Raw genomic sequence first — 13,132 nt, 5'->3', positions numbered from 1 at the left:
GGGGCATGAAGACCTCCGTGGTGAGAGCTGGTTCCTAGATAGCTCCACACCTCACCCGGAGGTCTTCCTCATGTCACGCCGCCCCGCCGAAGACGTACCTAACCTGCCGGGGCAATACAACTAGAGGGCCTGGCACCCGCCCGACGGCGCCCCCTCACCCGCGGCGCGGGCCTCACCTTGGCCGCCCCACCGGGAACGGCCGGCACCCCAGGCGCCACCGGGGCGAGCGGCACGGACGGCGCCACCCCTGTCCTCCAACGCCACGGCGGGCGGTCACCGCAAGGTGACCGCCCGCCGTCGTGCCCCCTTCCCGCACGGAAGGGGCACTAGCCATGAGGAATCAGGCGCCGAAGTTCAGGCCCGTCCAGATGTCGTCGCCGCGCAGCGTGGAGTCGGCGCCGCCGTCGATGTAGATGGTCTGGCCCGTGACGTGGGTGTTCTCCTCGGAGGACAGCCAGGCCAGGAGGCGGGCGATTACCACGGCGTCGGAGTGGTAGTTGAGCGGCATCGGGACGTTGGCGTCCACCATGTCGCGCCCCTCCTGCGTGGAGAGCAGCTCCTTGGTCATGTTGGTGATGACCGTGCCGGGGGCCACGGCGTTGAGCGGGATGCCGTTGCCGGCGTAGCGCTCGGTGATGCCGGCCTTGCGGATCCAGCGCGAAACGGCGCGCTTGGAGGAGGGGTAGTTCAGGTAACCCATGGCCGGGCCCTGCTCCTCGAGACCGCGGGCGATCTCCAGCGCCTTGGCCTCGTCGCCCGAGAGGCAGGCTTCGACGAGCTCGGGGGAGTTGGGCTGCAGCGAGGCCATGGAGGAGACCACGGCGACGCGCGGGGCGTCGGACTTGGCCAGGGTCGGGACGAGCGCGTCCACGAACTCGGTCACGCCGAAGTAGTTCACCGAGACGGTGAAGGCCTTGGGGGCGGAGACGCCGGCGCAGGCGACGATGGCGTCAACCTGACCGTCGGTGGCCGCGAGGACGTCCTCGACGGCCTTGAGGCGGCCCTCATGGTTGGAGAGATCGGCGGTGATGTCGGCGCCCTTGAGGTCGACACCCACCACCTTGTAGCCGCGCTCGGAAAGCAGAGCAGCGGTCGCCTGGCCAATTCCGGATCCGGCTCCGGTCACCACGTATGTACGAGTCATGACCCTCACGGTACTCCCCTTTTGCTGTCTTGACGACAGCAAAAAGGTGAGCTTGGGACTAGCCAGAACCTGGGTCGTCTGCTATTCGCTACAGTGGGCGCACGGGCCCCGAGGCGGGGCCGCACGAGGAGGAACGAAACATGAGCGAGACCCCCACCCCGGTCACCGCGGACTCGGTGTACAAGGCCGAGCTGGAGGCCCCCGAACACGAGAACGCCATCGCCAAGGCCGGACGCTTCGTGGCCGAGGTCGCCTCACGCGCCTTCGGCGACGATTCGAGCGCCTTCACGGGCGTGGCCGTGGTCGTGCGCCGCCTGGACGACGGCGCCGAGGTGCGCCGCATCGACGCCGGCAACTACGAGAGCGACGAGACGGTGCTCGCCATGGTCCGCGAGGACCTTGCCTCCCTCTCCCCCGAGGACTTCCTCGAGACGTGGGGCGAAGGCACGGAGGGCTAAGGCCCGCCACCGCCTTCCCTGCCCGACGACGCGGGCACGGCAAAGCGAGAGGCTCACCCCAGGTGGGGTGAGCCTCTCGCTGTCTTCGTGGAAGGAATCCCTGCGGCCGTGGGCCCGGGTTTCTGGCGTCAGGCCTTGGCCTGCTCCTCGCCCTGAGTCTCGGCGGCCTGGGGCTTGTCCGCAGTGTCCGCGGCGGCGACGTCCGGCGCCTGGGCCGAGCCGGCGGCGTCGTCGAGCGCTTCAGCAGAGGCCGCCGCGGGGTCCGCGACCGGCTCGGGCTGACCCTCGCCGCGCTCGGCGGCCTCGAGGCGCTCGAGGTCCTCGTCGCTGCGCTCGGAGGAGCGCTGCACGCCGGAGCCGCGGCCGAGCTCGCTCGGGTTCTCCTTGACGACCATCATGAGCAGCGAGATCACGAGCAGGCCCACCACAAAGGCGATGAGGAACGCGATGCCGCCCAGCTGCAGGTTCAGGCCGTTGCGGGTGCCACCCACGGAGGCCACGCTGACCACCACCCCAGCCACCACGCCCATGATGAGCGAAATGATGAGGGCGGGGCGGATGCTTTGCTGCCAGCCTCGCTGCGGCGTGTTCTGCTGAGCCACTCTCGTCGGCCTTCCTTGAATGTGAACGGAACTTCTAGTCTAGGCCGCGCCCGCGGCCTCGCGTGCATCGTGCCGGTAGCCCAGGCCCGCGATGATGAGGTGCGCGCCGAGCAGGGCAACGATCATGGCAAGCGTGCCGAAGATGCTGTGAACGTCGATCTTGTTCCCCATGCCCAGGGCCACCCACACGAGGATGATGGCGCCGAGGACGCCGATGCCGCCGGAGATGATCATGTCGCGCGTGGGGCGGCCGATGACGCGGTGCTTGATCCCGGGGATCAGCTCGCACAGGCCCCCGAGGCCCAGGCCAAACGCGCCCATGACGGCGAGCCCCGCGGGATCGCGCAGGAAGAGCGCGGCGACGCCGGCCACGGCCCACGCGAGCACTGCCCCGGTCACGCCGGTGCGCATCGCGGAGGGCAGCCCGGCCAGACGGGCCACCGGCCACATGAAGAGAGCGGTGAGCAGCATCCAGAGACCCAGCGAGAGCGAGAGCGCCACCGCCGGGGTCCCCTGGACGTAGAAGATGCCCACGAGTGCGAACAGGATGGCGACCACGCCTCGATACAGCGTGGGCTTGGCCAGCACGCGGGCGAGATCGGTCGAAGACACGGTGTGAGAAGACACGCGCTCCAGTCTATCGGCACCCGCGGAACTCCCTGGCGCAGGCCCCGAGCCGGAGGTATTCTTTTGCAGGGGCATTGTGATACTCACCTTGGGGGATGAGACATGGCTACATCTTTGGCCGAACGCTTAACGGCCACCCTGCGCGATCGCGTGATCACCGGAATCCTGGCACCAGGCACGGTGGTGATTGAACCTGCCCTCGCGCAGGAGTTTCAGGTCTCCAAGACGCCCGTGCGCGAGGCGCTGCAGAGGCTAACCCACGAGGGACTCTTCGAGGTCCTGCCAAAACGCGGCTACCTCGTGCGCGCCATGACGCAGGCGGACCTGCACGACGTCGTCGAGCTGCGCGAGCTGCTCGAGCCCGTAACGGCGGCCCAGGTGGCCACGGTGGTGCACCGCCGCGACGCCACGGCGGAGGCCATCGTGGACGCGCTGTGCCAGGCCCTACAGGCCCAAAGCGCGGCCACCCGCCCGGACGAGCGCGTGGCCGCGGCACTGCGCTTCCACCGCACGCTGGCCGACCTCACCCCGAACGCCCGCATCCGCATCCCGCTCGCCCGCGCACTCGACGAGACCACCCGCGCGCTCTACGTCCTCCCCGCCGCCTTCGACGAGCGCCGCGAAGACGAGGGCCTGAGCGAACACGAGGAACTGTTCGCGGCGATCGAGAGCGGTGACGCCAAGGCCGCGGAGGCCGCCGCAACGCACCACTTCGCCCGCCTGCGCCCCACCGCGGACGGCGTGCGCCCTGAGCCGTTCCCCTCGCCCCACTCTCCCCGTCGGCCCGTGCGATGAAGCTCACGCACGGGCCGACTTGGCTCAACTAAATGACACGTGTAAATTTCTTACACGTGACAGAGACTTCACTTCAAGATCCGCGGGCCGCCCGCAGCCGCGACGCGTTGCTCGGCGCCGCCGCCGAGCTCTTGCGCGAGCGCGAGGCCTCCGCGATCACCGCCACCGACGTGGTGCGCCAGGCCCAGGTCTCCCGCCCCACGCTCTACCAGCATTTCGGCGACCTCCCCACGCTCTTCGTGGCGGCCACTACGGCGCACCTGCACTCGCTCTTCGACGACGCACTCCCGCAGGACCACCTCAACAGCTACGAGGCGGGCCTCGCGAGCATCGAGCACCTGCTCGAACACCTGCGCGCCGACGCCTCGCTCTTTCGTCACGCCATCCGCGGCCCGGGCGGCTTCGCCGTGCTGCGTGCCCTCACCGACACGCTGACGCAACGCCTGCGCACCCACTCCCCCCTGCGCACCGCCCTCGACTCACCCCAGGCCCCGGCTCAGGTTGACGAGTTCCTCGCCCACGGCACGGTGGGCCTCGTGGCCACGTGGCTCGAATCCGACTTCGGCGGGGCCGATTCGGTCGCCGCCATGACCGATCGGATCGTCTCGCTCCTCGCGTTCCACCTGGCCGCCTCGACCGGCGCGCCCTTGGCCCCGCCCGCCGTCGAGCAGGCCCCCACCCCGGGCGCGCGGGACGCGCGTCACCACCGCAGCACCACCGACGCGGAGGCCCTCGCGTGAAGAAGATCCTGATCTGGCTCAAAAGCCACCTGCGCCTGCTCGTCTCGCTGACGGGCGTGGCGCTCATCCCCCTCATCTATGCGGGCGTGCTCATCGCCGCGAACTCCGACCCCACGGGGCGCCTGTACAACGTGCCGGCGCTCGTGGTCAACCTGGACACGACCGCCAAGACCTCCACGGGCGAGAGCATCGACCTGGGCCCTGACATCGTCAAGGAGCTGCAGGACTCCACGGAGGCCTCAAACCTCCAGTGGAGGGAGGCCTCCGAAGCAGACGCCAACGCGGCGCTTGCCGAGGGCAAGGCCCTGGCCGTTCTCACCGTTCCCAAGGGTTTCTCCGCCGCTGTGGCCTCCGCTGGCGACGACGACCCCCAGGCGGCGACCGCCACGGCGCTCCAGGTCCGCACGAACGACGCCTCCAACTACCTCATGGGCACCATCGCCAAGGCGGTGGGCAACGAGGTCACGAACTCCGTCCGCACCCAGGTCTCCGAGGAGTACCTCAAGAACGTCTACGTCGGCTTCACCGATCTGCACGGCAGCCTGGCCGACGCCGCCGACGGTGCCTCCCAGCTCAAGGACGGCTCGGCCGATGCCCAGGATGGAGCGGGCCAGCTCGTGGTGGGCCTGAAGAAGCTCGCCGACGGCACCGTGACCCTCGATGCCGGCGCCGTGAAGCTTGCTTCGGGCACCTCCACCCTCTCCTCCGGCGCTTCGACCCTCGCCGACGGCCTGGGCCAGCTCAAGGACAAGACGGCCTCCCTGCCCTCGCAGGCCACGGCCCTCAACAATGGCGCGCGCCAGATCGCGGACGGCACGGCGGCCGTGGACGACGCCGCGGGCAAGCTTAAGACCGGCGCGGCCTCCGCCGCCTCCGGCGCAGCCAAGCTCAGCGACGGCGCCACCGCCGTGAACGAGGCGGCCGGCAAGCTCGCCAAGGGCTCCGCGGCCGTCGCCGCCGGTACCCAGCAACTCAGCGACACCGCCGCCGAGGTGGCCAAGCACGTGGGCTCCATCAGCGCCGGCACGCAGGAGACGCTCGGCGCACTGGGAACCCTACTGGAGGACACCACGGGCCTCAGCTCCGCCACCAAGGTGGACGTGGCAGGCACCGCCGCGGACGCGCAGAAGCAGCTCGAGGCGATCCTCAAGGACCCCGCCGTCAAGCAGCTCATCAAGGACAACCCGAGCGTGGCCCAGAAGCTGGGGGCCCTGCAGAAGGATCTCCCGGCCGTGGCGCAGGGCGCCTCGAAGACGCAGCAGGCCATCGCCGCCGCCGAGAAATCCGCCGGCATCGTCAAGGACCAGCAGGGCACCAGCATCGACGATCTCATCGCCTCGGCGAAGAAGGTCGACGCCGCCGCGGGCACCCTGAAGACCAAGGTCGGCCAGCTCAACGACGGCGCGCAGCAGGTCGCCGGCGGCAACGCCCAGCTGGCCGAGTCCACCCCCGCCCTGGCGCGGGGCGCCAAGGATCTCGCGGACGGCAATCAGCAGCTGGCCGACGGCACGGCCAAGCTGGCCGAGTCCACCCCGAAGCTCAAGGACGGCGCCGCCACCCTGGCCGACGGGACCGGCGCGCTGGCCAAGGCCGTCCCGACCCTGACGGGCGCCATATCGGACGCCGCGACGGGCGGAGCCAAGCTCGCCGCCGGCGCCTCCGAGCTCAACACCGGGGCGCACTCCCTCGCGGACGGCACGGGCTCGCTCGTCACGGGCGCGGACCAGGCCTCCACCGGCTCGCGGGATCTGGACGCCGGCCTAGGCAAGCTCAAGGACGGCTCCGCCGAGCTCAGCGACGGCCTCGCGGACGGCGTGGACGAGGTCCCGAACTACTCGGCCTCCGACCGCGATCACCTCTCCTCGGTCACGAGCGACCCGGTGCGGCTGGACAAGGCGAGCTCCAACTCGATGGCCAACTACGGCACCGGCCTGAGCCCGTACTTCCTCTCCCTGGCCCTGTGGATCGGCGGCATCGCGTTCTTCATGCTTATGGCTCCGCTACCCGCCAAGCTCCTGGCCCGCCGCCTGCCCGCCCCGCTCACCGCTGCCCGCGCGCTCATCCCCTCCGGAATCATGGCCGTGGTCCAGGCCTCCATCGCGGTGGCCGTGGTCCTCTTCGGCCTGCGCCTCGACGTGGCCCACCCGTGGCAGCTCTACGGGCTCGCGGTCTTCGCCTCGCTGGCCTTCGTCTGGCTCAACCAGGGCCTCGTGGCCATGTTTGGCGCGCCCGGCCGCTTCCTCTCCCTGATCATGGTGGTGCTGCAGGTGGGCACCTCGGGTGGCACCTACCCTTGGCAGACCCTGCCCGATCCGCTGCAGGGCGTGCACCCGCTGCTGCCGATGAGCTACACCGTGGCGAGCTTCCGCTCGCTCGTGGCCGGCGGCGAGCCGATCGGCCTGGGATCCGCCTACGGCATCCTGGCGCTCTACCTCGTGATCGGCCTGCTGCTCCTCGTGGCCGCTGCTTTCCTGGCCCCGCGCCGCGCGCGGGTCTACGACACCGCGACCCTGGCCCCCGGCCTGCCCGGCGGCGGGCGCAGCCAGGGCGAGTACTCCTTTGAGGACGCGCGCTTCGTGGGCACCGACGCTTCGGCGCACGACGACGCCCACTCGCCTCGCGAGGCAAAGGTCTTGGTGGGTGCCGGCGCACCGGCCGCGGCCTCCGCGCGGGCCGCCGCCACAGCGGCCAACGCTACCGGTGCTACGCCGAGCGACGAGGACGCGACGACGAGCGGGCTCGACGAACTCATGGAGTCAGCCCGCGCGGAGACCGAGGATGTGACGACTTCCGAAAACGCAGCGGAGATCGACCGCGGGGGCCGACACGTAGCGTCGGCGAAGTTGTCGGCCGAGGATAACCCACCGCATCCGGACTCGATCCCTGCCGCGCCCGCCGAGGCCCCGCTCGGCAGCTCTTCAGAGGAGGACAGCCAGGGTCCCGACGCCTCGGCACCGGCCGACGCGCCCCACCAGTTCGGCGGAGCAGACGAGATGGCCCAGACTCCGCAGGCCACTGCAGAGCAATCAACCGACGCCCCTCAGCCGGCCGATCTGCACGAGCGCTCCGACGGCGCCGAGCGCCCGGGCGAAGAGCCGGAGGGCACCGATGCTTCGCACACCGAGCGCGACGAGGACTGAGGACGAGGCGCGACGGACGGGCGAGGTGAGCGGGGGTGCCCGCCCGTCTGACGCCGCGGCGTCCTGCTGAGCCTCAGCGCCCCGGCGGTGAGGGGTTCCCAGGCGCTGGACGCGCCCGACCGAGCGTGTGGCGGAGGGCCGACTCAAGATCGGTAAAGCGAAACTCGTGTGCCCGCGCCCGCAAAGCGGCGTCGTCCACTCGCTGGCTCGCCAGCACCAATTCCCTGGCGCCGTCGGAACCGAAAATGATCTCCGGTCCCCACGCCGGTGTCGGAAACACTCCGGGGCGGTGGAGCACCGACGCCAGCGTGCGGGCGTAGTCGCGCTGGCGCACGGGGTGCGGAGCCACAGCATTGACGGGCCCCACGAGAGACTCGTCCCAAAGGGCCCTGTGGTAGACCTCCACGAGGTCGTCCGCAGAGATCCACGACTGCCACTGGGTTCCCGGGCCAAGTGGCCCAGCCAGCCCCAGGGTCCCCAACCGCCGAATCAGAGCCAGGCCACCGCCCGCGGCCGACTGCACGAGCCCCGTGCGAACGTTGACGACGCGCATCTGCCCACCCGCGTTGGCAGCGGCCGCTTCCCATTCCCGGACGATACCCGCCAAGAGCTCCCGGGGAGCGCTCGGCGAGGTGGCGTCCTCGGCAAGGAGCTCGTCGCCCCGATCAGCGCCGTAGAAACCGATAGCGGATGCACACACGAACGTGCTGACGCCTGCGCGTTCCGCCGCTCTCGCCAGGGCACGGGTCGGTTCGACGCGACTCTCGCGCACGCGCCGCACGTGCTCGTGCGTGAAGCGCCCGGCGATGCCCTCCCCCGCCAGATGCACCACAGCCTCCACCCCCTCCAAGGTACGGGGGTCTGGTTGATGGGGATCCCACTCGATCTCGTCCGGGCGCGTGGCCTGGCGTCGCACCAGGCGGAGCACCCGGTGCCCACCCGTACTCAGGAATGCGCTGAGCGCGGTGCCAACGAGCCCGGAAGCCCCGGTCACCGCGATGGTCCGCGACTCCCAACCGGCCCTCCGGGCCCGCGCGTGGGCCCGGAGGTCGTCGTCTAATTGGCGGTGGCGGTAGTCGAACATGTCCCGCAGTGCCACCGCGGGGATCGGCGTCGTCACGCGATCACTGACCACACAACCTCCGGCGCCGTCATCCATGACCTCGTGGATGTGCTCCCAGGGCAGCAACGACAGGGGCCACGAACGCGGGCCAGCCGCCGCTGGGCGATCCTCGAAGCGTTCACCGGCCCGAAACCCCTCGGGGCGGTGCCTGGCCACCCACCGCAGACCCAAGGGCATCCGCAGCACGGCCTCTCCATCCCGGAGCGAGGCCGCCTCGCTCAGAATGTGGACCGGCTGCCAGGGCGGCGCTAAGCGCTCGAAGGCTCCCGGCCTGCTGAACCAGTCAAAGACGTCGGTGGCCGGAAAGGGGAGGTGCTGTTGGGTTGAGATGGACATCTGGTAGCTCCTGAACTTGCTGCTTGCCACGCCGCTCGAGGCTGCTGGGCGCGAGGCGGGCGATCAACCCGGCTGCCCTCCCGCGACCCGCTACGGCATCTGGTCCGGCGCCTCAACGGCGGATCGCGTCGATCAACTCCGCCTTGCGTAATCCTGAGTAGCCCCTCAGCCCGAGCTCTTTGGCTCGGCGACGCAGCTCAGGGACGGTGCGCTCCTCCAGGTTCTCCGATGCACCGCCGCGCCTGCCTACAGCGGCACGCCCTTCGCGTGCTGCAGCGTTGGAGATGCGCGCGGCTTTGGCCTCGCTGGCTCCGTCCCGTCTGAGGGCGTCGTAGAGATCGGGGTCCTTGAGCGATGGACGTTTCGGATCCGGACTGGACTCTTGCTTGCCGCGTGGAACCATCGTGACCTCCTTAGGGTCGCCGCACATCGGGTTGAGCGTCCGCCCACGCTAAGGTGTCCTCTCCGGGCCTTCAAGGCCGCGGGTGTGCACGCGGGAGATCACCAACCGACGCACGAGCGGCAAGGTGAGGTCGGCGCGCGCGGCGGCGTCGCCCCAGCTCACGAGCGACTGTGAATTGAGGCCGTCCACGAGGCCCATGAGGTGCCACGCTGCCACCGACGCATCCGGGCAGACGAAGACCCCGGCCGCCACCCGGGCGTCAATGAAGCCGGCCAGGAGTTCCTGCCACGCATCCGAGGAGGCGCGCACGGCCTCGGCGAGCGGCTCGTTGCGCCGACCGAGCGAGAAGGCGTCGACCCACACGCGCGTGACGGCGGCCCGCCCGCCGTCGAGCAGGGAGAGCACAAACTTCTCGAAACCCTCCGCCGTGGCGTCCGCGCCGTGCTCGGCGCGGATCTCCTCGAGCTCGGCGCCCACGATCCGGGAAAACACCTCAGCCACGAGGTGCTCCATGGACTCGGCATAGTGCGCCACAAGCGCCCCCGTGACCCCCGCACGCGCGGCGACGGCGCGCTGGGTGAGGCCGATCAGCCCCTCCTCGAGGGCGAGCGAGCGGGCGGCGCCGGCGATCTGCACGCGGCGCTCCTCGGGACTGAGGCGCTGGCGGGGTGTTGACACGGCTTCATGGTACCCGTCACACTCGTCTTATTGATCGTTTGATCAATTAAGAATTGTGAGCCACAGGAGAGCCACCATGGCCTGGAGCATGCCGGCAGAGACCGCCCGCCACGAGCGGATGTGGATGGCCTTCCCGCGCGAGGGCATCACGCTCGGCGAGGGAAGCGAGACGCAGGAGGCCGGCTACGCCGCCTGGGCCGCCGTCGCCAACACCATTGCCGAGTTCGAGCCCGTCTCCATGGTGGTTGACCCGAGCCAGGCCGCCCGCGCGCGCCGCATGCTCGACTCCTCGATCGAACTGCACGAGGCGCCGCTCGACGAGTTCTGGATGCGCGATGTGGGCCCCACCTTTGTGGTGGATCCCGAGCGTCCCGGCGCGCTCGGCGCCGTGGACTGGGTCTTCAACGGCTGGGGCGCGCCCGAGTGGGCCGAGTGGCAGCTTTCCGCCAAGCTCGGCGACTTCGTGGGCGAGCAGGCCAAGGCCGAGCTCATCCCCTCCGGGCTGGTCGCCGAGGGCGGCGGCCTGCACGTGGACGGCGACGGCACCGTGCTCGTCACCGAGACCGTGCAGCTGGACCCGCGCCGCAACCCCGGCGCCACGCGCGAGGAGGTCGAGGCCGAACTGGCCCGCACCCTCGGCACCACCAAGACCATCTGGCTCCCGCGCGGCCTGTGGCGCGACTACGACGCCTTCGGCACCAACGGCCACGTGGACATGGTCGCGACCTTCTCCTCCCCCGGCACCGTGCTGCTGCACCACCAGCCGGACCCGCAGCACCCCGACCACCTCGTGACGCGCGTGCTCAAGGAGCAGCTGCTCGGCGAGACCGACGCCGCGGGCCGCAGCCTGCAGGTCATCGACCTCCCGGCCCCGCCGATCCTGCGCGACCACGAGGGCTTCGTCGACTACTCCTACGTCAACCACGTGCTCGTCAACGACGGCGTCATCGCGTGCGGCTTTGGCCACGAGCAGGCCGACGCCACGGCCCGCGAGATCCTCGCCGAGGCCTACCCCGGCCGCCGCGTCGTCACCGTCAACGCGCTCGAGATCTTCGCGCGCGGCGGCGGCATCCACTGCATCACCCAGCAGCAGCCGGAGGTGAAGGCGTGATCGAGGTCCACGAGGCGAGCATCGCGCAGCTGCGGGCCGCGCTGGAGGCCGGCGAGACCACGGCCCTCGAACTGGTGCGCGCCTACCGCGCCCGCATCGCCGCCTTCGACGCGCCCGGCACGCCCACGGCGCTGAACGCCGTCGTCGTCTCCAATCCGGCCGCCGAGGAGGAGGCCCTGGCCTCCGATGAGCGCCGCGCCCGCGGCGAGACCCTCGGCCCCCTGGACGGCATCCCGTACACCGCCAAGGACTCCTACCTGGTCCGCGGGCTCACGGCGGCCTCCGGGTCCCCGGCGTTCAAGGATCTCGTGGCGCAGCGCGACGCGTTCACGATTGAGCGCCTGCGCGGCGGCGGCGCCATCTGCCTGGGCCTGACTAACATGCCGCCCATGGCCAACGGCGGCATGCAGCGCGGCGTCTACGGCCGTGCTGAGAGCCCGTACAACGCGCAGTACCTCACGAGCGCCTTCGGCTCCGGTTCCTCCAACGGCTCCGGCACCGCCACCGCGGCGTCCTTCGGCGCGTTCGGCCTGGGCGAGGAGACCTGGTCCTCCGGGCGCGCGCCGGCCTCCTGCAACGCGCTCGTGGCGTACACGCCGAGCCGCGGCGTCATCTCGACGCGCGGCAACTGGCCGCTGGTCCCCACCATGGACGTGGTGGTCCCGCACGCGCGCTCCATGTCGGATCTGCTGGAGATCCTGGACGTCATCGTGGCCGACGACGCCGAGACCCGCGGCGACTTCTGGCGCGCCCAGCCGTGGGTGAGCATCCCGGCCGCCTCGGCCCTGCGCCCGGCGTCCTACGCGGAGCTTGCAGGCGCGCTGCCCGACGACGCGGCGGGCGCGGGTGCCTCCTCTCCCCTGAGCGGGGCGCGCCTGGGCGTGCCGCGCATGTACATCAACGCGGACCCCGAGGCCGGGACCAACCCGGACGGCGGGATCGGCGGGCCCACGGGCCAGCGGGTGCGCACGCGGGACTCGGTCATGGAGCTCTGGACGGCGGCGCGCGCCGCGCTCGAGGCGGCCGGCGCCACCGTGGTTGAGGTCGACTTCCCGCTCGTGAGCAACTACGAGTCTGACCGCCCGGGCGCACCGACGCTCGCGACGCGCGGCCTCGTCTCCGCGGAGTACTTGCGGCGCGAGATCGTTGACCTTTCAGCGTGGGGCTGGGACGACTTCCTGCGCGCCAACGGCGACCCGGCCTTCCCGGGGCTGGCCGGGATCGACGGCGCGGCGATCTTCCCGCCGCCGCCCGGCGCGCTGCCGGATCGCTACACGGGCTTCGACGACGACATCGCCGAGTACCCGGCGTGGGCGGCGGCGCATCCGGGGGTCGAGCTGGCCGACATCCCCGAGCTGGAGGCGGGGCTGCGCGGGCTCGAGGAGACGCGGCGCGTGGACCTCGAGGCGTGGATGGATGCACAGGGGCTCGACGCCGTGCTCTTCCCGGCCGTGGCCGATGTGGGCCGCGCCGACGCCGACGTGAACCCGGAGTCCGCGCAGCGCGCGTGGGAGAACGGGGTGTGGGTCGCCAACGGCAACCTCGCGATCCGCCACCTCGGCGTGCCGACCGTGACCGTGCCGATGGGCACCATGGCCGACATCGGGATGCCCGTGGGGCTGACCTTTGCCGGGCGGGGCTGGGACGACACGGCGCTGCTGCGGCTCGCGGCGGCCTTCGAGGCGACGGGCGAGTACCGGACCGCACCCCCGCTCACGCCGCCGCTCGGCTGAGCCCTCCCGGAGCGGCCCGGCGCCCCGCCCGGCACGGAGTCATCCGCTTCCCGGTTTTGCACCCTTCCGGAAGGTGTGCAGAACCGGGAAGCGGGAGGCGACTCCGCGAGAGGGGGCGCAGAATCGCCCCACGCACGGCACCTCTCAGGCGAACGTCACGCGCCGGACACCCGCGCAGGCCCGGGTGAGCCTAGGGTGGGGGCACCGCCGCCGATCGTTCCAGCGGCCACCGACGTGACCGG

At 71.1% G+C, this 13,132-nt stretch carries 12 protein-coding genes; 6 read left to right on the top strand and 6 right to left on the bottom strand.

Annotated features, from left to right (window positions below; genetic code table 11):
• Window positions 1–340: 340 nt before the first annotated feature.
• Entirely contained in the window at window positions 341–1,144 is an 804-nt protein-coding gene (locus DWB68_RS14520) for an SDR family oxidoreductase (protein WP_119425840.1), read from the bottom strand.
• 140 nt (window positions 1,145–1,284) lie between these two features.
• On the opposite strand from DWB68_RS14520, the gene DWB68_RS14515 reads away from it, so the two are divergent.
• Complete coding sequence (locus tag DWB68_RS14515; RefSeq protein ID WP_119425839.1) at window positions 1,285–1,602, top strand: hypothetical protein; 318 nt, start codon at window positions 1,285–1,287, stop codon at window positions 1,600–1,602.
• A gap of 128 nt (window positions 1,603–1,730) precedes the next feature.
• Here the strand turns inward: DWB68_RS14515 and DWB68_RS14510 are convergent, their stop codons facing one another.
• Window positions 1,731–2,204, bottom strand: a complete 474-nt coding sequence (locus tag DWB68_RS14510; RefSeq protein ID WP_119425838.1) for a hypothetical protein — start codon at window positions 2,202–2,204, stop codon at window positions 1,731–1,733.
• Window positions 2,205–2,243: 39 nt separating this feature from the next.
• Complete coding sequence (locus DWB68_RS14505; RefSeq protein ID WP_119425837.1) at window positions 2,244–2,831, bottom strand: hypothetical protein; 588 nt, start codon at window positions 2,829–2,831, stop codon at window positions 2,244–2,246.
• 102 nt (window positions 2,832–2,933) lie between these two features.
• Here DWB68_RS14505 and DWB68_RS14500 point away from each other — a divergent pair, with 102 nt between their 5' ends.
• From DWB68_RS14500 to DWB68_RS14490, 3 genes are read left to right on the top strand one after another with little or no spacing between them, the layout of a single operon-like run.
• On the top strand, window positions 2,934–3,626 hold the full coding sequence (locus DWB68_RS14500; RefSeq protein ID WP_119425836.1) for a GntR family transcriptional regulator: 693 nt from the start codon (window positions 2,934–2,936) through the stop codon (window positions 3,624–3,626).
• Window positions 3,627–3,682: 56 nt separating this feature from the next.
• On the top strand, window positions 3,683–4,366 hold the full coding sequence (locus DWB68_RS14495; RefSeq protein ID WP_158588328.1) for a TetR/AcrR family transcriptional regulator: 684 nt from the start codon (window positions 3,683–3,685) through the stop codon (window positions 4,364–4,366).
• Entirely contained in the window at window positions 4,363–7,506 is a 3,144-nt protein-coding gene (locus DWB68_RS14490) for a YhgE/Pip family protein (RefSeq protein WP_119425834.1), read from the top strand. The genes DWB68_RS14495 and DWB68_RS14490 overlap by 4 nt, the downstream gene beginning before the upstream one ends.
• A 73-nt stretch (window positions 7,507–7,579) precedes the next feature.
• On the opposite strand, the gene DWB68_RS14485 is transcribed toward DWB68_RS14490, so the two are convergent.
• From DWB68_RS14485 to DWB68_RS14475, 3 genes are all read right to left on the bottom strand, one after another.
• Entirely contained in the window at window positions 7,580–8,965 is a 1,386-nt protein-coding gene (locus DWB68_RS14485; protein WP_119425833.1) for a TIGR01777 family oxidoreductase, read from the bottom strand.
• 112 nt (window positions 8,966–9,077) lie between these two features.
• Entirely contained in the window at window positions 9,078–9,368 is a 291-nt protein-coding gene (locus DWB68_RS14480; protein WP_119425832.1) for a Rho termination factor N-terminal domain-containing protein, read from the bottom strand.
• Window positions 9,369–9,416: 48 nt separating this feature from the next.
• Window positions 9,417–10,046, bottom strand: coding sequence for a TetR/AcrR family transcriptional regulator (locus tag DWB68_RS14475; protein WP_119425831.1), 630 nt, complete (start codon window positions 10,044–10,046; stop codon window positions 9,417–9,419).
• Window positions 10,047–10,122: 76 nt separating this feature from the next.
• Between DWB68_RS14475 and DWB68_RS14470 the strand changes: the two genes are divergently transcribed.
• Together DWB68_RS14470 and DWB68_RS14465 are read left to right on the top strand one after the other, a co-directional pair.
• Entirely contained in the window at window positions 10,123–11,157 is a 1,035-nt protein-coding gene (locus DWB68_RS14470) for an agmatine deiminase family protein (RefSeq protein WP_119425830.1), read from the top strand.
• Window positions 11,154–12,890 carry an amidase gene (locus DWB68_RS14465; RefSeq protein ID WP_119425829.1) on the top strand — a complete coding sequence of 579 codons (1,737 nt, stop codon included), beginning with the start codon at window positions 11,154–11,156 and terminating at the stop codon, window positions 12,888–12,890. The genes DWB68_RS14470 and DWB68_RS14465 overlap by 4 nt, the downstream gene beginning before the upstream one ends.
• Window positions 12,891–13,132: the final 242 nt, after the last annotated feature.

This window comes from Galactobacter valiniphilus (assembly GCF_003575975.1).
Taxonomy (GTDB): domain Bacteria; phylum Actinomycetota; class Actinomycetes; order Actinomycetales; family Micrococcaceae; genus Galactobacter; species Galactobacter valiniphilus.
Note: the sequence above shows the minus strand (reverse complement) of the source record. Positions and strands in the feature narration are given on the sequence as shown.

Coding starts and splice junctions, on each gene's coding strand:
- DWB68_RS14515 (WP_119425839.1), top strand. CDS start 1,285: ATGAGCGAGACCCCCACCCCGGTCACCGCGGACTCGGTGTACAAGGCC.
- DWB68_RS14520 (WP_119425840.1), bottom strand. CDS start 1,144: ATGACTCGTACATACGTGGTGACCGGAGCCGGATCCGGAATTGGCCAG.
- DWB68_RS14485 (WP_119425833.1), bottom strand. CDS start 8,965: ATGTCCATCTCAACCCAACAGCACCTCCCCTTTCCGGCCACCGACGTC.
- DWB68_RS14470 (WP_119425830.1), top strand. CDS start 10,123: ATGGCCTGGAGCATGCCGGCAGAGACCGCCCGCCACGAGCGGATGTGG.
- DWB68_RS14500 (WP_119425836.1), top strand. CDS start 2,934: ATGGCTACATCTTTGGCCGAACGCTTAACGGCCACCCTGCGCGATCGC.
- DWB68_RS14480 (WP_119425832.1), bottom strand. CDS start 9,368: ATGGTTCCACGCGGCAAGCAAGAGTCCAGTCCGGATCCGAAACGTCCA.